At 68.1% G+C, this 23,140-nt stretch carries 21 protein-coding genes; 15 read left to right on the plus strand and 6 right to left on the minus strand.

What is annotated here, in order from left to right; genetic code table 11:
* Positions 1-3: 3 nt before the first annotated feature.
* The 6 genes from EU555_RS32605 to EU555_RS36480 are packed head-to-tail and all read left to right on the plus strand — an operon-like array spanning position 4 to position 9,948.
* Positions 4-1,482 (plus strand): hypothetical protein, encoded by a 1,479-nt coding sequence (locus EU555_RS32605; RefSeq protein ID WP_135419493.1) that lies wholly within the window; start codon positions 4-6, stop codon positions 1,480-1,482.
* The gene (locus tag EU555_RS32610) at positions 1,479-1,781 is read left to right on the plus strand and encodes a hypothetical protein (protein WP_135419494.1); all 303 of its coding nucleotides are present in this window, start codon (positions 1,479-1,481) and stop codon (positions 1,779-1,781) included. Before EU555_RS32605 ends, EU555_RS32610 begins: the two co-directional genes overlap by 4 nt.
* On the plus strand, positions 1,781-2,206 hold the full coding sequence (locus EU555_RS32615) for a hypothetical protein (protein WP_135419495.1): 426 nt from the start codon (positions 1,781-1,783) through the stop codon (positions 2,204-2,206). Before EU555_RS32610 ends, EU555_RS32615 begins: the two co-directional genes overlap by 1 nt.
* Entirely contained in the window at positions 2,206-3,753 is a 1,548-nt protein-coding gene (locus EU555_RS32620) for a tail fiber domain-containing protein (RefSeq protein WP_135419496.1), read from the plus strand. Before EU555_RS32615 ends, EU555_RS32620 begins: the two co-directional genes overlap by 1 nt.
* Before the next feature lies 1 nt (position 3,754).
* Positions 3,755-6,646 (plus strand): hypothetical protein, encoded by a 2,892-nt coding sequence (locus tag EU555_RS32625; protein WP_135419497.1) that lies wholly within the window; start codon positions 3,755-3,757, stop codon positions 6,644-6,646.
* Positions 6,646-9,948: a hypothetical protein gene (locus EU555_RS36480; RefSeq protein WP_167858735.1), complete on the plus strand. Its 3,303-nt coding sequence runs from the start codon at positions 6,646-6,648 to the stop codon at positions 9,946-9,948. The genes EU555_RS32625 and EU555_RS36480 overlap by 1 nt, the downstream gene beginning before the upstream one ends.
* On the opposite strand, the gene EU555_RS32635 is transcribed toward EU555_RS36480, so the two are convergent.
* Positions 9,889-10,131: a hypothetical protein gene (locus tag EU555_RS32635; protein ID WP_135419498.1), complete on the minus strand. Its 243-nt coding sequence runs from the start codon at positions 10,129-10,131 to the stop codon at positions 9,889-9,891. The genes EU555_RS36480 and EU555_RS32635 overlap by 60 nt on opposite strands.
* Before the next feature lie 164 nt (positions 10,132-10,295).
* Here EU555_RS32635 and EU555_RS36740 point away from each other — a divergent pair, with 164 nt between their 5' ends.
* The 7 genes from EU555_RS36740 to EU555_RS32670 all read left to right on the plus strand — a co-directional run bounded on the left by EU555_RS36740 (position 10,296) and on the right by EU555_RS32670 (position 17,692).
* On the plus strand, positions 10,296-11,015 hold the full coding sequence (locus tag EU555_RS36740) for a hypothetical protein (RefSeq protein ID WP_205821039.1): 720 nt from the start codon (positions 10,296-10,298) through the stop codon (positions 11,013-11,015).
* 76 nt (positions 11,016-11,091) lie between these two features.
* Positions 11,092-12,348 (plus strand): phage tail protein, encoded by a 1,257-nt coding sequence (locus EU555_RS32645; protein ID WP_135419499.1) that lies wholly within the window; start codon positions 11,092-11,094, stop codon positions 12,346-12,348.
* A 40-nt stretch (positions 12,349-12,388) separates the two neighbouring features.
* Positions 12,389-15,229: an SGNH/GDSL hydrolase family protein gene (locus EU555_RS32650; protein ID WP_135419500.1), complete on the plus strand. Its 2,841-nt coding sequence runs from the start codon at positions 12,389-12,391 to the stop codon at positions 15,227-15,229.
* Between the two features lie 139 nt (positions 15,230-15,368).
* Positions 15,369-16,052, plus strand: a complete 684-nt coding sequence (locus EU555_RS32655; RefSeq protein ID WP_205821040.1) for a lysozyme family protein — start codon at positions 15,369-15,371, stop codon at positions 16,050-16,052.
* Between the two features lie 21 nt (positions 16,053-16,073).
* Complete coding sequence (locus EU555_RS32660; RefSeq protein WP_135419501.1) at positions 16,074-16,265, plus strand: hypothetical protein; 192 nt, start codon at positions 16,074-16,076, stop codon at positions 16,263-16,265.
* Between the two features lie 53 nt (positions 16,266-16,318).
* Positions 16,319-16,663, plus strand: a complete 345-nt coding sequence (locus tag EU555_RS32665; protein WP_135419502.1) for a hypothetical protein — start codon at positions 16,319-16,321, stop codon at positions 16,661-16,663.
* Positions 16,664-17,302: 639 nt separating this feature from the next.
* The gene (locus EU555_RS32670; RefSeq protein WP_167858736.1) at positions 17,303-17,692 is read left to right on the plus strand and encodes a ParB/RepB/Spo0J family partition protein; all 390 of its coding nucleotides are present in this window, start codon (positions 17,303-17,305) and stop codon (positions 17,690-17,692) included.
* A gap of 166 nt (positions 17,693-17,858) precedes the next feature.
* Here the strand turns inward: EU555_RS32670 and EU555_RS32675 are convergent, their stop codons facing one another.
* Both EU555_RS32675 and EU555_RS32680 read right to left on the minus strand, forming a co-directional pair.
* A complete protein-coding gene (locus tag EU555_RS32675) occupies positions 17,859-18,194 on the minus strand; it encodes a hypothetical protein (RefSeq protein ID WP_245524610.1) in 336 nt (111 codons plus the stop codon).
* Positions 18,179-18,424 (minus strand): hypothetical protein, encoded by a 246-nt coding sequence (locus EU555_RS32680; RefSeq protein WP_135419505.1) that lies wholly within the window; start codon positions 18,422-18,424, stop codon positions 18,179-18,181. The genes EU555_RS32675 and EU555_RS32680 overlap by 16 nt, the downstream gene beginning before the upstream one ends.
* A gap of 164 nt (positions 18,425-18,588) precedes the next feature.
* Between EU555_RS32680 and EU555_RS32685 the strand changes: the two genes are divergently transcribed.
* The gene (locus tag EU555_RS32685) at positions 18,589-18,828 is read left to right on the plus strand and encodes a DUF6894 family protein (RefSeq protein ID WP_135419506.1); all 240 of its coding nucleotides are present in this window, start codon (positions 18,589-18,591) and stop codon (positions 18,826-18,828) included.
* A 175-nt stretch (positions 18,829-19,003) separates the two neighbouring features.
* Positions 19,004-19,246 carry a DUF6894 family protein gene (locus tag EU555_RS32690; RefSeq protein WP_135419507.1) on the plus strand — a complete coding sequence of 81 codons (243 nt, stop codon included), beginning with the start codon at positions 19,004-19,006 and terminating at the stop codon, positions 19,244-19,246.
* A gap of 17 nt (positions 19,247-19,263) precedes the next feature.
* Here the strand turns inward: EU555_RS32690 and EU555_RS32695 are convergent, their stop codons facing one another.
* The 3 genes from EU555_RS32695 to tnpC form a co-directional block, all read right to left on the minus strand.
* On the minus strand, positions 19,264-19,413 hold the full coding sequence (locus EU555_RS32695) for a hypothetical protein (protein WP_245524611.1): 150 nt from the start codon (positions 19,411-19,413) through the stop codon (positions 19,264-19,266).
* A gap of 142 nt (positions 19,414-19,555) precedes the next feature.
* Positions 19,556-21,730, minus strand: a complete 2,175-nt coding sequence (locus EU555_RS32700) for an ELWxxDGT repeat protein (protein WP_135419509.1) — start codon at positions 21,728-21,730, stop codon at positions 19,556-19,558.
* A gap of 700 nt (positions 21,731-22,430) precedes the next feature.
* The coding region (gene tnpC / locus EU555_RS32705; protein ID WP_135419510.1) for an IS66 family transposase at positions 22,431-23,140 on the minus strand (710 nt) is incomplete at its 5' end.

A 23,140-nucleotide genomic window follows, 5' to 3' on the forward strand; every position in this document is an offset into this window, starting at 1 on the left:
CGCGTGCCGGCGATCCCGCTCCCGCCCTACGCCCCGGACGTCGCGTCGGCTGACGCAGCGGTCTCCGGGGTGGCGCGCAACGTCCTGCCCCGGGCCGACGGGTACGGCCCGGTGCTGTCGCCGGTGCCGATCACCCTGCCGCTGCCGGAGGACTGCCGCGGCGCGGTGGCCTTCGTCAGCCCGGCCTTCGGCACCTGGGTCTACATCGCCGGCACGCGCACGGGCCTCTACCGCTACAACAACTCGACGACCGGCTGGGACAGCATCGGCAACCCCCTCCGCGGCTACTCCATGCCCGACGGCGACTCGTGGCAGTTCGCCCTCTACGGCTCGAAGCTGATCGCGGTGCACCTCGGCGCCCCGCCGCAGGTCCTCGAGGTCGACGGCGTCCAGCCGTTCCGGGATCTCGGCGGCGGGCCGCCCCGGGCCCGGGCGGTCGGGATCGTCGGCGAGTTCCTGGTGCTGGCCGGGCTCTCGGGCCAGCCGAACGCGATCCGGTGGTCGGACCTCGGCAACCCCGAGTTCTGGCAGCCCGGGCTCTACCCGGAGCACACCGCCGACATCCAGATCTTCCCCGAGGGCGGTGCCGTCACCGGCTTCTCGGGCGGCGAGTTCGGCATCGTGTTCCAGGAGCGCTCGATCCGCCGTCTGACCTTCAACCCGGGCAGCCGGCAGGTCTTCGACACCTCGCTCGTCGAGGACAACCGCGGCGCGGTCGCGCCCTGGGCCATCTGCAAGGTCGGCGCCCGGACGTTCTTCCTCGACCGCGACGGCTTCTACCTGTTCACCGGCGGCATCAGCTCGCCGATCGGCGCCGAGCGCGTCAACCGCGCGTTCCTGGCCGCCGTCGACCCGCGGCGGCTCGGCCAGACCATCGCGGTGCGCGACGTCTATGGCCCCAGGGTGATCTTCGGCTACCGGACCGCTGCGGCGGACCCGGACCGCAAGGCCCTGCTGGATGCCGGCCTGGTCTACGACTGGCAGCTCGACCGCTGGTCGGCGCTGTCGCTCTCGGTCACCGCCGGCCTCGCGACGGCGACGCCGCCGGTCTCGCTGGACGCTCTGCCGGGCACGCTCGAGAGCCAGGTCCTGTCCTTCGACGACAGCAGCTACCTGGGCGGCATCCCGGCGCTCGGCTTCATCACGTCGGACAACCGCCTCTCGCTCCTCACCGGCCCGCCCCTCGAGGCGACGGTGGAGACGGCCGACGCCATGCTGGCGCGGCCCAACCGCTCCTTCGCGCGCTCCGTCCGCCTCGACAGCGACGCCGAGGACTGGCGGGCGCAGGTCGGCGGCCGGGAGAGCCTGGCGCGGAACGTGGCGGTCGGCTGGCGGCCCGAGACGGCGCCGACGGTGGAGCGGCGGGCCCCGTGCCGGTCCTCGGCCCGGTACCACCGGGTCCGGGTCCGCATCCCGGCCGGCACGTCCTGGTCCTACGCCACGGCCGTCGAGGTCGATGCGACGGCGGAGGGGATGCGATGATCGTCCCTCCGCGCAGCGAGCGGGATACCGGGCGCCTCGTCGATTGCCTGTCGGCCCTGGCGCAGGGCGGCTCGAACGCCGTCGGCGCCCGCGTCGTGACGCTGACCGCCGGGGCGACAGAGACCGAGGTGGCGGACCCGCTCTGCGGTGCCGACTCCATGGTGGTGATGAGCCCGACCTCGGCCGCCGCCGTCGCGGCGCAGCCCTGGACGAAGGCGACCGGAACCCGGCGCTTCGTCCTCGGCCACCTGCCGGCCGCCGCCGGCGCGACCCTCCGGTACGAGCTCCGGCGCCCCTGATGCATCTCTCCGCCGTCGCAGCGGCCGACCTCCCGCGGGTCTGGCCGATCGTCGAGCCGTGGCTCGCGCAGGCCTGCGCCCGGCCCGGCTGCGATGTCGCGGTGGGTGAGCTGCGCGACCTCTGTGCCGCCGGCTCGGCCACCCTGGTGCTGATCGGCCGCGACGCCGAGCTCGTCGCTGCCGGCGTCGTCCAGGTCGCCGAGCACCATGACGGCCGGCGCTTCGCCGCCATCCTCGCCGTCGGCGGCCGCCACGCCCGGGCCTGGCGCCACACGCTCGCGCAGATCGAGGACGGCGCCCGCCGGCTCGGCTGCGCTACCGTCGAGTGGATCGGCCGGCGCGGCTGGGGGCGGCTCCTGCCCGACTATGCCGCCACGCCGACTCCGGCGGGCACCCTCTACACCAAGATGCTCGGAGCGGCCTGATGGGCGGCAAGACGGTCCAGACCAAGACCGAGTCCTCGACGCAGAACCGCGACCCCTGGGCCCCGGCGATCCCGCAGCTCGCGCAGATCCTCACGGACGCGCAGGCCTACTACATGAACGGCGACGGCGGGCAGGTCTATGAGGGCCAGCGCGTCGCCGGGCTCGGGGACACGACGCAGGCCGGGCTCGACTTCCTCAAGACCACCGCCGCGGCCGGCCAGGGCGCCGCGCAGGGTGCCAACGGCCTCGTCTCGGGGCTGATGGCCTCGGGCGGGCAGACCGCCGGCACGAAGGCGGCGGCCGACGCGTATTCCGGGATCTCCGGCGTGGACACGAGCCCCACCGCGGCGCTCGCCTCCCGGATGGCCGCGCCGGACAGCGTCGCCGCCCAGGTCGGCACCCGGCTCGCCGGCGGCAACACGGTCACGACCGAGGGCGACTATCGCGGCCTCGTCAGCGGCGTGTCGGGCCCGAGCCAGACCCAGAAGTCCCTCCAGGACGTCGCCGACGGCAAGCTCCTCGCGGGCAACCCCTACCTCGACGCGATCACGCAGCGCTCGAGCAACGCGGCCGCCTCGAAAGTCGCCGCGCAGATGGCGGCCTCGGGCCGGTACGGCTCGGGCATGATGCAGAACGCGGTGGCGGATGCGGTCTCGGCGAACGAGAACACCCTCCGCTACCAGAACTACGACGCCGAGCGGGCGCGCCAGGCGCAGGCGGCGAGCGCGATCGACAGCGCCGGCAACGCCCGCATCGCCCTGGCGCAGGGCCTCATCGGCAACATCGGTGCGACGCAGGCGCAGAACGCCGGCCTCGCCCTCCAGGGCGCGCAGCTCGGCATGGCGGGCGACGCCGCCGCGCTCTCGGCCGCCGGGCAGCTCGCCGGCCAGCAGGCTACGAACGCCGGCATCGCCTCGACCCGCGCCTCCGGCCTCGCCGGTCTCGCCTCGGGCGACCGGGCGGCGGCGCTCGCCGGCGTCTCGGCGGTCCCGGGCGTCCAGGACGCCCTCCTGGCCCCGGGCCGCACCCTGGCGCAGACCGGCGCGGTGCAGGACGCGGCGCGGCAGGACCAGCTCAACGCCGATATGGCCAAGTTCGACGAGACGCAGGGCGCCCATCAGCGCGGCCTCGCGATGTACGCGAACACGGTCCTGCCGATCGCCGGCCTGGGCGGCAGCGTGGTCGGCAACTCGGTGTCGCGGACCGAGACCCCGAACCCGGGCGTGTTCCAGAGCGTGCTCGGCGGTCTGACGACGGCGGCCGGCCTGATCGGGCGCACCAGCGGTGGGGCGAGCGGGTTCGCGGCGCTGCCGAGCATCTTCGCGACGATGTCGGACGAGCGCGCCAAGGAGGACATCGCGCCGGTCGGCGAGACCTACGACGGCCAGCAGCTCTACGCCTACCGCTACAAGGGCGATCCCCGCGTGCAGATCGGCCTCATGGCGCAGGAGGTGGCGGAGCACGCGCCGGAGGCGGTCGTCGAGGGGCCGCGCGGCCTCCTGATGGTCGATTACGACCGGGCCACCCGGCGCGCGCGGAGGGCCTGAGATGGCCGCCAGCCCCTTCGGCTTCGGCCGCCTCTGGCCGGTCGTCACCGCCGTCCCGGACGACGAGGCGACCCCGGCCGGGCTTGCGCCGGGGCAACCACCGGTCGACCCCCGGCGGGACGGCTCGGTGCAGCCGACAGCCGCGGGCAGGAACCTCTCGCGCGCCATTGGCGTGGCGTCGGGCAACGCCGCGCAGAGCGTTCTCGACGCTGCGGGGGCCCCCGCCCGGGCCTATCGCGGCGAGCTCGACACCTTCGACCTGCTGACGGGCCACGTCAGCGACGAGGCGATAGGCGCTGCCCATGGCATCGCTGGGCTGGCGATGACCGGCTCCCTGCCGATGAAAGTCCCCACCGGAGCGATCCGCTCGTTCGGTGGGCCTGCCGCGAAGGATGCAGACCCGTTGGCCGCGCTTGAGGCCGCCCTCGGCGACCTCTTCGACAGTCCGTCCACGGCGTCTGCTGCGGCGCCGACCAAGCCGGCCTTCTCCGCCGGCCCGCGCCCTCCGGTGCGGGTCGACCCGGACGTCAAGGCGTGGGACCTGTACCACGGGTCGAAGCAAGGACCGGATTTCCAGCGGTTCGATCCCAGCCTCAAGCAAGACAGCGAGGCTGGCGCCGTCTTCTTCGCGCCGGAGCCAACAGCCGCCGCCACCTATGCCGGATCGCCTGGTGTCGGAGACATGGTTGCCGGCGTCGAGGCCGGCCCCAGGATCTTCCGCACCACCGTGGAGCCCGGCAAGACGGCGGTGTTCGACATCGGTCATCTCGCCGAGACGGATCCGGCATTCAACGCGGCGGCCCGCGCGATCTATACCCAGGAAGCCAGCCCGCGCGCCGGCCCCCTCTTCGATCGCTACCTCCGCGACTTCCAGGCCAGCCGCACGCAGGATCACCAGATTGCCGAGCAGGTTCGGGCCATGGGCGCCGAGCCCAGCCCACCCACCGGCGCCTCGTTCGGCTACGGGCACATCGGCGCCGCCATCCAGCGCGCCAAGGAGCAGGGCTTGGACACCGCGATCCTGCGCGGTCTGATGGAACACGGGGGCGACGACCAGGTCATCGCCCTGACCCCGGGCCGGGTGCGCAGCCATTACGCGCCCGACCAGCTGCTCTATGCCGGCGCACCGGCGGCGGCCGGCCTGGCGGGTGCTGCCGCCCTCGCGCCGGGCGATTCCCAGGCCGCTCCATCATCTTCCGGAGTTCCACCCATGGCCGCCAGCGCGCGACCCTTCAGCCTGATGCCGATGGTCGACGAGTACGGCCGGCCCATCCCCGGAACTATGCCGAACGCTGCCACGTCCGACCCGGTGCCGGCCCGCGCGCAGGCGATGCAGCCGCAGCAGGAGCAGCCGCGAGCCGCGCCGTTCAGCTTCGGCGCGCCCCGGGGCTTCGGTCCCGGCTCGGCCGGTGCCAGCCTGCCGCTGCCAGCCGCGGAGCCGGCGCCGACGGGCGCGAGCGCACTGGCGGCACCTGCACGCGCGGCGGCGGCACCTGCGCGGGCGCAGGCGCCCTCGCGCGCGATGACGAGCGCACCCCTTCCGCCCCCGCGGCCGCCGGAGTTCGGCAGCAGCGCGGATCCGGGTCAGCCGCTCGACATCCGGCCGCCGGCTCAGGCCGCGGCTGCCCCGGCCGATCCTTCGACCTGGGACCGCATCTCGAATTTCCTCGGCAACAACTCGGACATGCTGATCGGCATCGGCACCGGTCTGCTCTCCACGCCTGGGTTCGGGCGCGGGCTCGCCGCCGGCGTCCAGAACGGCGTCGCGATGCAGAACGCCTCGGCCGCGCAGGGCCTCGCCCGGGCGAAGCAGGCCGTCGAGATGCAGAAGTTCCAGCAGGGGCAGCGCAACCTCACGGCCAACGCGCAGTATGCCAAGAACCACTTCGCCCGACTCGGGACGCCAATCAGCGACGACTTTGCTATGTCAGTCGGGTCGACGCCCGAGGTGTTCAACAAGATCCTGACCGGTCAGTTCGTGGCACCCGAGGGCTATACTCGCGGTCCCGATGGTTCTCTGACCCCGGTTCGGGGCGGCGACAAGGACCCAGCGACGATCCGCTCTCGTGCCCAGGCGCAGGCGGAAGGCACGGCCGCCGGCAAGCCGGACGAGACCTACACGCTGCTCCCCGAGGAGAGGCGCGTCAGCATGGGCCTGCCAGCCGGCTCCTACCAGGTCGACTCGAAGAACAAGATCAGTCCCGTGAACCCGACCGGGACGACGATCAACATGGGCGCCGAGAAGGCGCAGGATGCCACGGTGGGCAAGGGCTACGGCGACTATCAGCTCGACCTCGCCACCAAGGGCCGCAACGCCGCCTCGACGCTCAACACCCTGGCGCTGATGGAGCAGGCGATGAAGACGCCCGGCTTCTACTCGGGCGTCGGGGGCGAGGGCGTGAAGCGGGCCAACCAGTTCCTGTCCGCTCTCGGCGTGAAGGACGCGCGCGCCGCATCCGCCGCCGAGGTCTTCGACGCCCTCTCGAACAAGGTGGTGCTCGACGGGCTCGGCGGCTCGCTCGGCCCCGGGATCTCTAACACGGACCGCGACTACATCGCCCGCACGGCGCCGACGCTCGCGCAGTCCGAGCAGGGCAACCGCGACCTGATCGGGATCGCGCGCTCGCTGGCCCAGCGCCAGCAGGCCGTCTCGAAGCTCGCCCGGGACTACGCCGCCAAGAACGGAGGGCGCCTCGACTCCGGCTTCGACCAGGCGCTCGAGGACTTCGCGGGCAACAACCCGCTGTTCCCGCAGGCCGCGGCCGGCGCCACCGTGGCCCCCCCGCAGGAGCCGCCACGGGGCCTGCCCCAGGGCGCGCGCCAGGCGCGTGACGGCCTGTGGTATGCGCCCGATCCCAATCGTCCCGGCAAGTACCTGCGCGTGGAGCAGTGATGCGCCTCGTCCCCGTCGACAACGACCCCTTCGCCGACGCGCCGGCCGCCCCCGCGACTGGCCCGCGCCTGGTGCCTGTGGAGCACGATCCCTTCGGCCCTGAGCCGTCGATGCTCGCCGACGTGGCGAACAGCGCCGGCGCCGGCCTGATCCGCGGTGCGGCCGGGCTGCCCGACCTGCCGCAGACCATGGCGGGCCTTGCCAATGCCGGGACGGGCTGGCTCGCGAAGCAGGCGGCACGGGCGATCCTCGCCCCGTTCGGCGAGAAGGCGGCCAGCGACCGCGGCATCGACATCACCCGCGCGCACGAGGGCATGCCGAGCCTGGTAAAGGTGCAGGACCTGCCTCAGGCCGGCGCCGCGGCGCTCGCCGCCTTCGAGGGTGCGACGGGCAAGCTCTACGAGCCCCAGACCACCGCCGGGAAGTTCGCGCGCACGGCTGCCGAGTTCGTGCCGGGCGCGGGTCGCAACCTGCTGGCCTTCGGTGTCCTGCCGGGTCTCGCGAGCGAAGGGGCGGGTCAGGCGCTTGAGGGGACCGCGATCGAAGGCCCGGCGCGCGTGGCTGCTGGCCTGCTCACCGGGGGTGCTGCGGCGGGGCTCAGGGCGGCGCGGCCAGCCGGCAACGCGCTGATGCGCGAGGCCCTGGATGGGTTCACGCCGGAGCAGGTCGACGCGGCCGGGGCCCGGATGCGCGCCGGCGCCGAAAGCGACGGCACGCGCCTGACCTTCGGCGAGGCGCTGAACCGGGAGACCGGCGGCCGAGCGGTGCGTGTGTCGCAGCTCGAGCGCGTCGCCGCGAACAGCCCCGGCGGCCAGGCGCTCTCCGAACTCTACGCGGCCCGGCCCGAACAGGTGGACCAGGCCGGACGCCGGGCCTTCGACGCCATCACGCCCCCGACCGACGCGCCTTCGGCTCTCGGCCTCGACGTGCAGGACGCTGCGCATGCGGGTCTGATGCAGACCGCGGAGGGCCAGGCGCTCACCGCGGCGCGCGAGGCGGCCGGCCCGCGGGTCACGCCGCTCCAGGCTGGCGAGACGATCCAGTCGGAGCTTCGCGGCGTCCTCGACCGGGCGACGCAGCAGCGCGACCGCCAGGCGGCCGTCGATTACGCGGCGGCCCGGGCGGCACCCGAGCGGTTCGGCGTCGATCGCACCGTCACCGTCGAGCGCCCCGGCGAGCCCGCGCTCGTCACCCTCGACCCGGGCGCCGCCCCGCCGCCGCGGTTCGCGGCTCCCGCCGACGGCGGCCCGGCCACGATCGGCTCGCTCGCCCCCCAGCGCCAGCCGGTGCCGCCCCGCGACCCCGACGCCCGCTCCCTCTCGCGCTACATCGCCGAGAACGGCGGCATCGGGCTTGAGCGCGGCGACGTCCAGGCGGCAGGCCTCGACCGCTGGCGTCAGCCCGGCGTCGGTTCGCTGGTGCGCCAGGACGGCAGGTCGATCGACGGGTTCTGGCGCGAGAACCTGATCGAGCGGGGCTACCTGCCGCCCGACGCCGACGGCGGGATGGCGCGCAACGTCCACGACGAGATCCTCAACCTCCTGCAGCAGGAGCAGCGCGGGCAGCGGGTCTACCCCTACGACTGGGCCGGCAACGACGAGCGCAGCGGCTTCTCGCGCCTTCGCGACGATCACCAGGCCGCGGCGAGCCGGGCGACGGCCGACATCCGCGCCGCCCTGACCGAGGCCGGGATCGATCCGCGCTCCTATGACAAGGGCGTCCTCGACCGGGCCGCGGCCGCGGTGATGCGGGGCGACGCCGATCCACTGACAGCGGTGGAGCGTGCCGTGATTGCGGCCCGGGAGCCGACAGCGCGGCCGACCGCGAAGATGGAGCCGACCACGATCCGCGAGGAGGTGCCGGCGCCGCTGTTCGGGCAGGTAGACCCCGGGCCAGCAGCGGCGGCGGTCGAGCAGCAGCTCCGCACGGCGAAGGGGGACGTGCGCTCCTCGTTGCGCTCCCTGCGCGAGGACCTGAAGGGGCCCGACCTCGACCCGGCGACCGGCCAGTCGCTCCCCGACATGAGCGTCGAGGGGCTGCTGCACGCCCGAGAGCGGGCCGATTACGCCATCGCTGACGCCCAGCGGAACGGCGACGGCACCAAGGTCCGCGATCTTCAGATCTACCGGTCCGCTCTCGACGCGCAGCTCAAGCGGCTGCCCGAGGTCGCGACCGCCGACGCCAATTTTGCGGCAAACAGCCGGGCGATCGACCCGTTCGATGGCAACACGCCTCTCGCCCGCGCCACCGCCCGCGACGATCGCGGCCGCATGCAGATGCCGGCCGAGCAGGTGCCCGGGACCCTCGCCCAGCCGTCGGCCGCCCGGGATCTCGTCGAGGTCGCCACGCCAGCGGCGCGCCAGGCGCAGGAGGCGCGCCTCACGACGGAGATCCTGGACTCGGTCACGGATCAGCGCGGCATCCCGGATGCCGGGCGGCTCCGAAAGGGCATGCTGGAGCGCGAGGACACGCTGGCGCAGTTCCCCGGCGCGCGCGAGGCGCTGTCGAACATTGTCGCTGCCCGCGAGGGCATGGCCCGCGTCGAGGCTTCGCCGCTCGGGCGTCTCGCTCTCCAGACCAAGGAGGGCCGCGACGCCGCGCGCATCCTCTTCCCCGCCAACCCGGCAGCGAACAGCGCCGGCGAGGTCTCGGCCGCCGTGTCGGCGCTCGCCCGCAACAACCCGCAGGCGGCGCGCCACCTCGTGCGCCAGCACATCGAGAGCGTGTTCAACGAGGCGACCCAGGACCTCCGGGGCCTGCCGGCGCAGTACGGGGGCGCCGGGTTTGCCTCCGCCCTGCGCGGGAATCCGCAGCAGGCGCAGAACCTTGAGGCTGCCGTGCGGTCGCTGCCCGAGGGCGACACGATCTGGACCGGGCTGTCCCGGTTCCTCGACACGATGGAAGCGACCGGCTACCGGCCGCAGAAGGGCTCCGACACGGCGTTCAACCACCAGATCCAGGCCGCACTCAAGAACGGCGGCGACCAGGTCGGGCAGGCGATCACGGACACCGTCACGAAGGCGGCGGCCGGCGCGGCGGCGGGTGGCCTCGGCGGTGCCGGAGCCGGTGCGGCGCTCGGCATCAGGAAGGCCGCCGGCAACGCCTGGGCGGAGCGCCGAATGGAAGCGCAGGTGCGCGACATCGCGCGGTTGCTCACCGACCCTGCGGCCCTGCCGGATCTGCGCGCCCTCGTCGCCTCCCCACCCGGAAGCCCGAATGCTGCCTATTTCGCCCGTCGGCTATCAGCGGTGACGAACGCTGCCCATCAGTCGGGCGACCGCAAAGCCGAGCCGAAACGGTAGCCCGCGCGTCCTGGCCCTCACCCAGTCCCAAACGTTCGTGAGGAGCGCGGTGAGGAACGCCACGATGATGACGTTCATGATGAGGTAGCCGATCGCCCCCTGCGGCCCGAGATCCCGGATCATGCCGTCTGTCATCCACCAGACCGCGTAGGCCTGGGCACACATCCAGAGCAGTTGCTTCAACCATCTCGGCATAGGGCGCAGCTTCACTGTTCGTTGCGGTGGTTGCAACCCTCGACCCTTGACCCGACGGGCGTTCCGTCGGAAACCAGCACTGTCCCCAGGCGTGCGCGCCGGGACCTGCAAGGCCGTCCCTCGGGGCGGCCTTCGTCGTTTCAGGATCCGACATGGCCAGCCCCCTCCGCGACGCGCTGATCGCCTCGGCGCAGCGCATCGGCGCGAACCCGCTCGACCTGGCGACGGTCATCTCCTACGAGACCGGCGGCACCTTCTCCCCGAGCATCCGGGGCGGAGCCGGCAACCGGCACATCGGCTTGATCCAGTTCGGCCCGGCCGAGCAGCGCGATTACGGGGCGAGCCAGGGCCAGAGCTTCGAGGAGCAGCTCGGGGCCGCCGAGCGCTACCTCCAGGCGCGCGGCTTCCAGCCCGGCATGGGGATCCTCGACCTCTACTCGACCATCAACGCCGGCCGGCCCGGGCGCTACAACGCCTCGGACGCCGGCAACGGCGGTGCGCCTGGCACGGTGGCCGACAAGGTCAACACCCAGATGGGCGCCCACCGGGCGAAGGCGGCCGCCTTCCTCGGCGGCGACTTCACCCCGACCATGCCGGCCGGCACCAACGAGGCTCCAGCCACGCCCTTCGGGTTTCAGGCGCCGAAGGGCGACGCGCCCGCGCCCCAGTCGGCACCCGCCACCGACGACACCGCCGACGTCGCGGCGATCCTGCGCTCCCTGATGCCGAAGCCTGCCGCGCAGGAGCAGCCGACGGCACCGGCGGAGGCACCCGCCCCCGCGCCGGCACCTCAGCCCCAGGCCCCGCCGCCGCAGTTCGACGCCGGCCGCTTCTTCGCCCTGCTGCCCGCCACAGGCCGCCGCCGGACCTGACCCGCCTTCATATCCCGCCTGCCCGACCTGGAGCCGCCCGGCTCCCGGAACGGCGGCGCTCGCCTTCAGGCCGCCCATGCCCAACCCGAACGCCTGGTCCCCGGACCCGCCGAGCAACGCCTCGATCGACGCGCCGATCTACTGGCCGGAGGGGATGTCGCCCGCCGCCGTCAACGACAGCGCGCGCGCCATGATGGCGGCGATCGCCTGCCTCCTGCGCGACACCAACGGCACGCGGGGCGCCTCGGCCACCGGGAACGCCTACGCGCTCGGCCTCGACCAGAGCATCAGCGACCTCACCCAGCCCTTCGAGGTCGCCTTCTTCGTCGGAAGCACCAATTCCGGGCCGGCCACGCTCTCGGTCAACGGCACCGACGGCAAGCCGGTCCTGCGGCGCCACCAGCGCCAGCTCGGGCCCGGCGACCTCACGCCGGGCGTGCTCTACCGCGCCGCCTACGTCCCGTCGGCCGGCGCCTACTTTCTGACCTCGCCGGAGATTGCGGCGCCGGGCACGATCCGGGTCCAGGCCGGCCCAGTGGTCGACGACGGCTGGCTGCCCTGCGACGGCCGCACCCTGTCGCGCACCGCCTACAGCGCGCTGTTCCTGGCAATCGGCGGCTACTACGGCGGCGGCGACGGCTCGACCACCTTCCAGATCCCGGACCTCCGCGGGCGCGCCCCGTTCGGCGTCGATGCCGGCGCGGGGCGGCTGACCAGCGTAGGCGGCCTCGGCGGCGGGCTCGGCAATGCGGGTGGCGCCGAGACGGTGACCCTGACCACCGCGCAGATGCCGAGCCACAGCCACGCCGGCACGGCGGAGTCGGGGGGCGCGACCGGTGGCGGGACAACCGGCCTCGCCGGCTCGCACAACCATGGCGGCCAGACCCAGCCCGAGGGCGGCCACACCCACACCGCCACGGTCGCCAACGACGGCGCTCACGGCCACACCGGAACGACCGGCCAGGCCGGCGGCGAAGGGCGCGGGTTCAGCCTCACGCGCGGGAATGCCAACATCAACGCGCCGGGCGCGAGCTTTGCGTTCGTCGCAGACGTCGGCTCATACGAAGCGTTCGAGGAAAAACGCAGCACCTCGACCGATCCTGGGCACATCCACCCCGTCTCAATCCCGAATAGTGGTGCGCATAGCCACGCGGCGACGATCAGCAACGTGAGCAATCACGTCCACACCATCGTGGCTGCTGACGATCACTTCCACACCCTACCGGCCGCCGCGGCGCACGAACACCCGCTCGCGATCGACGCGGCGGGTGGCGGCCAGCCGCACTCGAGCATCCCGCCCGGCCTCGTCGTCCAGTTCGTCATCAAGACCTGACGGCCGGCGCCTCACCTCCCCGACATCGGAGCACCTGTCCATGGGCATCCCCGCCTGGGCGCCGACGCCTGCGCGCAACGCGGCCACGGACCCCGCCATCCAGTCCGCCGACGGCGCGTCGTCGCGCACGTTCCCCGAGTCGCTGCGCACCATCATGGCGGCGAGCCGGGCGCTCGCGGACGATCAGGGCGGCGCCCTCGTCACCACCGGCACCGCCAATGCCTACGTCGTCTCGACCGCGTCCGGGATCACCACGCTCCGCCCGGGACTGAGCCTCGCGGTCTGGGTCGACCGTACGAACACGGACCTCCCGTCCCTCAACGTCGACGGCACGGGCCCGCTGCCGTGGCGCGACGCGGACGGGCGGCCGTTCGATGCCGGCCGGCTCAAGCTCGGCCGCCTCGTCTACGTCACCTACGACGACGTCGGGCGCACCTGGCGCTCGGACATCCTGTCCTCGCTCGACAACACGAGCGATCTCCAGAAGGCCACCGACCCGGCCAACCCGATCGGCGGGAAGCTGGCGGACCTCGACCTGACCAAGGCCCGCAAGGGGGCGAACGGGCGTGTCGATATCGGGCTGCAGAACGTCGACAACACCAGCGACGAGCAGAAGGCCAGCGATACCGCAAATCCCATCGGCGGCGCGCTCTCCACGCTCGACCAGACCAAGGCGCGCAAGGGCGCCAACGGCCGCGCCGACATCGGCCTCCCGAACGTCGACAACACCAGCGACGCGCAGAAGGCGGCGTCGGGCCCGATCGCGGACGCGGTCAACCGGCGGCTCCTGTCTTTCCCGACCCGGGCCGCGGCGATCGCCGCGCAGGTGCCGGCGGACGTCACCGCGCTCCGGCTCCTCGGCGTTGCCCGCGTCGGGCTCGGTGCGAGCGAGTGGGCTCGCGCTTCGGCGCAGCCTGACCATGGGGTCGCGTTCCAGAGCGCGGACGGCGCCTGGTGGGAGCCCGCCGATAGCAGCGTCATCACGCCCGAGCAGGCCGGGGCGCGCGGCAACGGGACGACCGACGACTATGCGGCGCTCGACGCCGTCCGCGGCTACGCGGTGCTCTACGGCTGCCCGGTCTACCTGACACGGATCTATTACGCGTCGCAGGCGATCGACTGGCGCGCCGTCGTGCTCAACGGGACGCCGGCCGCGCGGCTGACAGGCGCCATCGACGTCGCGAAGTTCGGCCGCTGCCTCGTCCCGCTGCTGACGCTCACCGACACGGCGGGCATCCGGTTCGAGACTGCGATCAGCCCGCGCGACAACCGCGACCCGATCGAAAAGGCCATTTGGCTCGACGGGTCGCTCGCCACGGCCACCGGGCGCACCTACCGGCAGATCCCCTGCACCGACATCCCCTCGCGCCAGCAGGTCGCCTACCCGGCCGGAGACACCTGGACGGACACGCCGGCGGTGCTGGGCTCCAATCCGGCCGCCGGGCAGGTCGCCGCGAACACGGATCAGCTGACCTGGAACGTCGCCACGGGCGGCATCTGGTACGCCGGGTTCGTCCCGATCCACGGCGGGCAGTGCCTGCGCGCGCACTTCGCGACCGCCGGCAACTATCTCCGCGGCGCGTTCGTGCGGACGACGACCGGCTACTGGGTGATCTACGCCAACGCCACGGCGACGGCGACGCTCGCGATCAAGCTGACGGGCCAGCCGGTCGCGACGCGCGTCTACCCCGCCTGGGCCGGCCTCGCGACCGCCTCCGCCTACCAGCCCGGGGTCTGCGACTGGCAGATCGAGGTCCAGAACCACAGGACCTTCCGGCTCAAGCTCAACGGGCAGGACATCACCGGCCCGATCGACACCGGCGACGGATCCGAGATCGTCGATGCCGGCTTCGGCGTCCTCGCCCCGGCCGACGCCGTCGTGCCTTCGGTCGACAACTGGTCGATCGCCACCACCCGGGAGGCGAGCGGGCGGCGTGCCTGCGACCTCGTCATCTTCGGCGACAGCCAGGCCTACAGCCGGACCGGCGACATCTCGCATGCCCTGCGCGAGGCGCTCGACGGCACCAACGGCCTGCGGGTCGGCACGATCACCAACAACGCGGTTCCGGGCACCAATACTTACGACGCGTACCAGGCCTTCGTCGCGAAGGGCGTCGGGGCGGCGCGCTACGCCATCCTGGTGAGCGGCGTGAACGACCAGCAGGCCGGGTCCGATGTCGCCTTCACCCGGCAGTACGTCGGGGCCTGGATCGACGGCGTGCGCGCTTACGGCGCGATCCCGATCGTCGTCATCGAGCCCCGGTTCTACCTCAAGACCGAGGGCAACCCGAACGGGTTCACCACCAGCAACGCCGGTACCCAGGTCGATTACCGCGGGGCGATCATCGCCGTTGCAGCCGGCCGCGGCGTCAGTATCGTCGACGCCAACGAGGTGCTCGGCGCGGTCGTCCCGGGGGGCATCGCCAACGCCTTCCAGACGATCGAAGACAACATCCACCTCAACCCGTACGCGAAGATGCTGCTGGCGGTCGCGATCGCCAAGGCGATCCTGGCCGAGGAGTGCGGGCTCATGACCGCCTCCATTGCCGAGAAGCAGTTGCCGGCGCTGTTCCTCAATGGGTGGAACGGCATCACGCAATATCCGACCTATTCGGTGCAGGAGGTCGGCACCGCACGCCGGATGTTCCTGGGCGGCTTGGTCGACGTCGCTACGCTCGACCCGAGCGGGCGGACCCTCATCTACCGGCTGCCGGTGAACTTGCGGCCGAAGTCCACCCGGAGGGTCATCGTCCCGGTCGGCGGCGTCGCGGGGTTCGCGCTGCTCGAGGTCAGCGCCGGCGACGGTGGGATCTACGTGAGCCAGCTTCCCGTCGGCGCCTCCTACGTCGCGCTCGACGGCATGTCGTTCGAACTGGCCTGACCCGCCATGCACGCCCTGATCGCCGCCGCGCTCCTGTGCGGCGGGGCCGCCGACGCGTGCGGAAGCGCCCCCTTTTGACCGGCCGGGCGAGGCCCGGTCCGGTCTCCTGATCCCCCTCACCCTCAATCCGAGGCTCATCATGGACAAGACCGTGCCCGCCGGCGCGGCGCTGCTGCTCGACTTCATCGCCTCGAAGGAGGCGCCGAGGGGCTACGGCACCGTCTACGGCAACAACCAAGCGAAGCTCGCCAAGCCGCTCACCAGCATGACGCTGGCCGAGGTGATCGCGGCCGGCCCGTCCTGGACGCGGTCGTTCGGCTCGAGCGCGTGCGGGCGCTACCAGTTCATGAAGGCGACGCTGGAAGGCCTGCGCGACGAGCTCGGGCTCACCGGCCGCGAGATCTTCGGGCCCGACCTGCAGGACCGGCTCGGCTATCACCTGCTGAAGCGGCGCGGCTACGAGGCGTTCATGGCCGGGACGCTGTCGGTCGCCGGGTTCGGGCTCAAGATCGCGCAGGAATGGGCCTCGTTCCCGGTGCTCGCCCCGACGAAAGGGCAGAAGCGCACCGTGACGCGCGGGCAGAGCTACTACGCCGGCGACGGGCTCAACAAGGCGCTGGTCTCGGCCGACGCCGTCGAGGTCGCCCTGAGCAAGGCGCGGCAGGCCGGCAACGCGGTGCCCGCCGGGCCTGCGCCGGCGATCGCCACCGTCCCGGCGACCTCGGTCCCGCCCGTCGCGCCCGCCGCCAAGCCCGCCCCGGCACCCGTCGGCGGCCTCCTCTCCCGCGCGCTCGCGCGGCTGCGGGCCGCGCTCGCGGCCTGATCCCCCACCGGAGACACCACGATGAAGAAGCTCCTCACCCCGGGCACCATCACCGGCCTGCTCACCGTCGCGGCCGTCGCCGCAGGCTTTGCCGGCAAGTCCGAACTCGCCGCGTTCCTGGGCTCGCCCGAGACCGCCAACGCCGTCGTCAGCCTCGTCGGCGCCGTCGGCACCCTCGTAGCCGGCCTGCTGCCGGGCCTGAAGGCCTCGTAACCCGCCCGCGCCGGTCGATCCGGCGCGCCCTCGGCCGAAAGGGCCCTACCATCATGTCCAGAACCGCCGAGCCCGCCGAGGGCGCCATCCTCCTGCCGAAGCGGGCCTCATTCTGGGCAGCCGGGGCGCTGCTGATGGGGCTGGCCGGCCAGCTCGTCTGGGCCGGGTCCTATGTAGCGAAGATCGACGCGCGGTTCGATGCGCTCGGCGAGAAGGACATGTTGCTGGCGAAGCGGGGCGACGATCGGTTCGGGCAGGTCAACGCCCGTCTCGACTCGCTGGAGCGCGACCGCAGCGACACGGCTGGGCGCCTAATCCGACTCGAGGAGCAGGTGAAGCTCTCGGTCGACCTGCTGCGGGAGATCCGGGAGACCATGCGGGCGCCGCCTCGGCGCTGACCGTCCTGCCCTTTATCAGCCGTCACCGCGCCCCGGGCTCCGGCTCGGGGCGCTTCGTTATTTCGAAACACCATCATCAGCCTAGTTGACGCTCCAGACTCCCTCGGCTTCAATCCAGGCCGCGCCGCGGGCGCACGCAGACCATCCAAGGACTTCTCAGCCCCGCCGGCAGCCGCCGAGCGGGGCTATTTCTTCCGGCCTACTCTCTCCGGCTGAATTGACGCCCGCAACTGGTCCGGCTGTAAACCCTTTGCGCTGTTTGGCGCATAGATCCCGAGATACACTTCAGCCCGCCCTGCCCCCGCTTGGCGGGTTTTTCGTCTCAGGCCTCTACTCCTCCGGCCACGGCACATCCTGCCCGACAACGTGGGAGCACTTCGGTAGCAGACCGGCGAACTTCGCGCAGGGCTGATTCAGTTCGCCGTCGACCTGTTCCGTCATCATCTATTCGATGAAGCTTGCTATCCTCCCAGCGCGGCACTTGGCGCTTCATGCGCCGCCAAACATATGCTGTGCGTCTGGCAATAACGAGGATTTTTGTGTGCATAGGTTGTTGGCTGCGTGCTACTTGCCCCCATCGGAAACGTCAGCGAACAAGATCGCCCATAGATGGATCTGATCACACAGAGGTCGCATACCATGGCCAATGCAGACACGAGGACGCTCTACGGCGAAGTGGATGCGGACGGTCGTATCCCGTTCTGGCGCGCTCCAAGTCTTTGGGCGGCTGCGGCCGGGGCTACTCAGGTGGAGGTTGAAGTAGACCGGCTTGCAATTCTCGATGAGGTCGTATGGTTTGGTGGTCCGAACAACGTACAACCTACGATACGTCTCATTGCAGAGCGCGCCCGCGACATTAACGAAGCAATTCTTGATTATCCAATCATTATGCTTGGAAATGGAAACATTGTTGATGGCGCACATCGCGTAGCTAAGGCATACTTGCTGAAAAAACGAACAATACGAGCTGTTATCATCGACAAAATGCCAGAGCCCGATGGCTGGATAAATAATTCAGAGACATCATAGAATGTATTATGCACATGTAAATTTTATTTTGTTCGCATTAAAATGTAAATTGAAGGAGGAACGCCAAATAATATGACTTTGACACTCGGTGAGGTTTCCCGAAGTCGACATCCTTCTCGCTCTCAGCGCCGATCAAGCCACGGCACATCCCGCCCGACGACGAAGCTCAAGCCTCCGGGTCCAGCTTCAGCCACGGCTTGATCTCCATCTTCCACCCGGTCTCGGCGGTGAGGCGTGCGTAGTACGCCTGCATGTCCTTCATCACGCCTATGCGCTTCCCCTGGCAGGCGGAGCATCTCAGGCGAAGCTCAATGTCGGGGATTGGCAGATCGGCGGGAAAGTGGTCGGTCGACACGATCGCGCTGTGTCCGCAGTCGTAGCAGCGCGCGGAGACGGTGGTCTCGCCCTCGGCACGGGCGCTGCCCACGGTCGGCGGCGCGATCTCGCGGCCGTGCTCGTCGTAGGAGCGGCGGGGGTTGCGGCGCCTCACCGGATCCGCCACCCGCGATTGTCACGCAGCTCGACGCCAGCCAGCACCCGCTCGATGTCGGCCGGCTCGATCGCCGCCCGGGGCCAGCCGCCGAGGGCATAGTGGGCCGTCCAAGGCACGGCCGCACCAGGATCGTACTCGACATGCACCGCGTTCGCAGGCTCCTCGCCGTGATAGGGGATGGACCAAAAGCGCGTCGTACCATCGTCGCGGTAGGAGTAGACAATGCGGCGCGCGCTCACAGGCGCGCCATCCCCGCCAACGACCTCGCATCGCGCTTCAGCTCCAACATCACCCCTCCATAACGCTGCGCTTTTTGTCCTTCGCTACGGCAGCGCGCGTTGATGCGGCCAGGAGATATCATGTGCTGGTCGTCGCCCCAGCCGATCAAAACTCAGGAGCCTCCATGCCGCGCTTCTACTTCGACATCCATGATGAGGAATGGAACCGCGACACGACGGGTCATGAGTTTTCCAACCTCGACGACGCCATCGCGCAGGCGAAGCGGACGCTTCCCGCCATGGCCCTCGACCACTTGCCCCAGAACGGCGACCACCACACGGTCACCGTGCTCGTCACGGACGAGGATGGGCGGCCGGTCTATACGGCGACCCTGTCCTTCAACGGGCTACTCCTCGGCCGCTGAGGATCGTTCGACAGGCGCCGGCGGATCGAAGGGCGGCAGAAAAGAATCCGCAATTCTGAACCTGTGATGGCACGCGCCACCGGCTATCTGGCTACAGAACGGGATCGTCGGTATCGACCCCGCCAGCCGGCGCTTGTGAGACCTGCGCGCTCCCGGCTGGCTTTCGGAACATGCAATGCCGCGCTTCTTTTTCGACATTCAGGACGACTGCCTGACCACTGACGACGTCGGAACCGAGTTTCCCAACGCCCACGCCGCCTGTGATGCAGCGATCAGAGTTCTGCCAAATATCGCGCGAGACGAGGTAGCTCGGAGCGAAAGTCGGCAGGTTGCTGTGTTGTTGCGCGACGAGGCGGGACGAGCTTTGTTCGCAGCCTCTCTCATCCTCAACACGAAGTGGTTGGTCGACACCGCCTGATGGCGGCGTCGGTTTTGTCATCCGACCGGCGCCAGCAGGATCGCCGTCTTCACCGCGTTCCGCTTCTGTGGCGCCGTCACACCCTCCCGCGCCAGCACCTCCGTGCTGTAGGCGTTGCCCAGGACGGCCGCGGCGACGTCGAGGCGCTTGCCGTCGATCTTGAGCATGACCGGCTTCGACGGATCGGCGAGGTAGGCCGCGATCGCCGCGTCGAGCGCGTCGTCTGTCAGGAGCTTCGCCTTGTAGACCCTTCACAACCATGGCTGCAGTTGGAGAGCGCGAGGCCGCGCTCTCCCTGGTGTACGTGCCTCAGCTGAGTTTCCAAACTCCATCCAGTTGTGAGACGAAGCCACCACCTGTTAGAGTTGCTCCATCCATGTACCAGAGGTTGACCTCGTTCGTTTGTGTATTGTGGAGGACTAGGTCAGCCTTCCCGTCGGAATTGAAATCTCCAGACTGTTCCGCTGTCCAAGCTGTACCGGGATTGGCAATATAGCCGCTTCCGCTCACGATGGTGCGCGCGTTCATCAACCAAGCATTGAGTTCGCCGGTGCCCGTATTGCGCAGCACCAAGTCCGTTGCGCCATCACCGTTCAAGTCGCCGGTTGTTGACACCGTCCAGCTGATACCGGGGTTTGCGACATACCCGCTACTACCGAGAACGTTGTTCCCATTCAGGAACCAGAGATTGATCTCTCCAGTGTTGCGATTGCGAAGCACTAGGTCTCCGTGAGCATCGTAGTTGAAATCACCGTTTCCGACGACATCCCAATCAGGTCCCGGGATACCTACGTAACCACTGCCCGGTGCAATCTTGCCTTTTTCATCAATTCTCCACACATCGATCTCGCCCGAGACACTATTGCGCAAGATGAGATCGCTCGTACCGTTGCCGTCGGTGTCGGTGAGTGTTGCGACCTTCCAGTCGGTCCCAGGATTGGAAACATAGCCACCACCGATGATGGTCTTTCCATCCATTTGCCAGAGATCGATTTCACCGGTGTTGCTGTTGCGCAGAACAATATCGCTCTTCCCGTCACCGTTGACATCGCTATGCCCAACTACCTGAAAACCCGGTGCTGCATTGAAGACTGGTCCGCCGCCTCTGATATTTGTACCATCCATATACCAAATATCAACCTCACCAGATTGATTAATCCATGTAATATCCGATATTTGATCCTGATTATAGTCCGTTATCTGTGTTGCATTTAATCCAGTACCGCTTGTGACAGCCACGTTAAGCGGATTTATGCCGGCTGTAACGATTTTAGTACCTTCAGTTGTTCCGTCTGTGCTGTAAAGATTATAATAAAATCCATCGAAACCAGTGAAATAAATCTCGCCATTCGCCTGAAAGAATTTAGAATTCCCCGCGAACGCTGCAGACGGATTTATATTGTATAGCAAGCGTGTGCCAGAGTTTGTGCCGTCTGACACCCAAACTTGATCGCCGAATCCATCGGTTGCATTGAAATATGCTTTATTACCGATAACCGTTAGATTGGAAATGTTAGATCCTGATGTTCCAAGTCGGATATCTTTCAAAATTGCCGTTCCAGAAGAAGTGCCGTCAGATTTCCATAATTCACCTCCGTTTATTGTATTGTATGCAACAAACAACAATGAACCATTTAGATTTACTAGACCGTACGGAGAAGAACCGTTAGCTCCTTGATTGATATCTTTTACTAGCATTGTTCCTGAAGTTGTACCATTTGTTTTCCACAATTCATATCCTGATGTTGGATTGTAGGCTGAAAAATAAACCGTTTCATTCACATTCGTAAAACTGCTCGCAAAAGAACTACCAGAACCTGGATTAATATCAGCAAGCATTAAAGTGCCAGAGGCCGTACCATCTGTTTTATAAACCTCAAAGCCATCGGCACCGTTGTTAGCTGTGAAGTATACATTTCCATTTGCAGAATACAAATTTGCAGGACTTGAGTCGTTCGCTCCGGGATAGATATCTCTAATTCTCACTGTTCCCGAAGAAGTGCCGTCGCTCTTCCAAAGTTCGTAACCGCTCGTGCCATCTATAGCGGAAAAATATATATTATTACCCGATTTGATGAAAGAACCTGGCGAGCTACCTAGTGCGCCGGAATATATATCTTTAACTAGAGTAGTTCCGGATGCAGTGCCGTCGCTTTTCCATATTTCAACACCAGTTGTCCCATCTGTTGCTGCAAAATACAACATTCCATTAAGACTGGTAAGACTATATGGATTAGAGCTGTTGGCGCCTTGATATATATCCTTGACCAGTTGCGTTCCCGCTTCAGTGCCGTTTGATGTCCAGAGTTCGTATCCGGTTGTGTTGCTAGACGCCGAGAAATATAATTTATTACCCACTGTAGTTAGATTTGCAAGACCGGTGTTGTTAGTGTTAATGGCTCTGACGCGCCTTGCTCCATAAGCATCAGAAGACCAGAGCTCTTCGTTGGAGCCAGCAGTTCTAGTGTAATATATTGTTTGCATTGTGCAACCTCCCGCTGCGTTACTATATCTGCCCTGTAGCCTTACAAAGCTACCAACTTCCCGATCTAGCAACAAGCAGCAAATATTGCTTACAACTTGGAAACGTCGGGGACGCCAAATTTCTGCAGCAATTTGCTTATTCGGCGGCGATTAAAAATCGATAAAATATCGAAAAATACTGGCTTTGTTAATATAATTCCAAATCAACATAGAGTTTTTGCATATTTTAAAGCGATATATCCGACAATTTATTGTATAAATCAGATTAATATTACTTGTTTTATAACCGTGAATTACTCGAAGTTAGGTGGTGATGCGCATACACTCATCGCAGATGCTTTACTAATTTACATATATTTACTTAGTATCCGGCCAAAATGGATGTATTTACAGATTAAGTGGGTTTTAGGTACAGCCAGCTGTCACGCTAAAATCAAAAATTCCGCTGATTTATGATTCGCGATTAACGCAGATCATCAGCATTGAATCATATCTTATATTGGCGAGTACCGTCTAAATCTCAGCCCGGCAGCGCTTGGCTCGCGCGATCGGCCGGATTGGGCTGAGCGACATCCTCCTCCAAAAGTGCCTAAGTGGCATTCGCTTGTCTGGAGTCGCTGTATGGCCGGTAATTACCCACGGGGTTCGGCGCGGTGCACGAGCCGCCTGACCTTACCGACGAGGTGAACGCGGGAAGCGATCAGGCGCGGATGGTCTTGAGAAGGGTGGCGAAGGTGTCGGCGCCCGAGAGGCGAGCGGTGTCGACGACGGTGCGCACGTCCGCCTCGCCTGCGGCCGCCCACATCGCCCGGTAGCCGTTCGTCACCTTCCGCTGCACCACCGCCGGGCGCAGAGCACGCTCACACTCGTTGTTCGTGATCGCCACGCGGCCGGGATGGTCGAGGAAGACCAGGAGCTGATCGCGGGCTCGCCCGATCTTGGCTTGCAGCGCGCGGGTCAGGTCGCACCGGCTCGGGGCGGACAGGATGTCGGACAGCTGCCGGTCCAGCGTCCGGCGCTTGGCCGAGAGGGTCGAGGCGGCCAAGTTGGTAACGCGCTCTGCCAGGCTGAACACGGACCCGAGCCACAGCTGCAGGCGCAGCGGCACCGGATCCTCGCTGACCTCGACCGCATAGGCGACGTTGCGCGCCAGATGCGCCAGGCAGGTCTGGTGCCGCTCGCCGTGCCCCTGCTGGGCGGTGTAGCGGTCCGACAGCCACACCGCGGGCCGGTGCCCGTCCATCATCGCGTGCACCACCGCGGCGGCGCGCGTCGGAGCGGCGTGATGAACGACCGCTTCGTCCGAGCGGAACACCCAGTGGTACGCGTTGCTGCCCTCGATGCGCACGCCCGTCTCGTCCGAGGCCACCACCTCAGCTCGCCGCAGCGCCGAGACCGCGGCTTCACGAC

Origin of the sequence: Methylobacterium nonmethylotrophicum (assembly GCF_004745635.1) — a bacterium.
GTDB classification, from domain to species: domain Bacteria; phylum Pseudomonadota; class Alphaproteobacteria; order Rhizobiales; family Beijerinckiaceae; genus Methylobacterium; species Methylobacterium nonmethylotrophicum.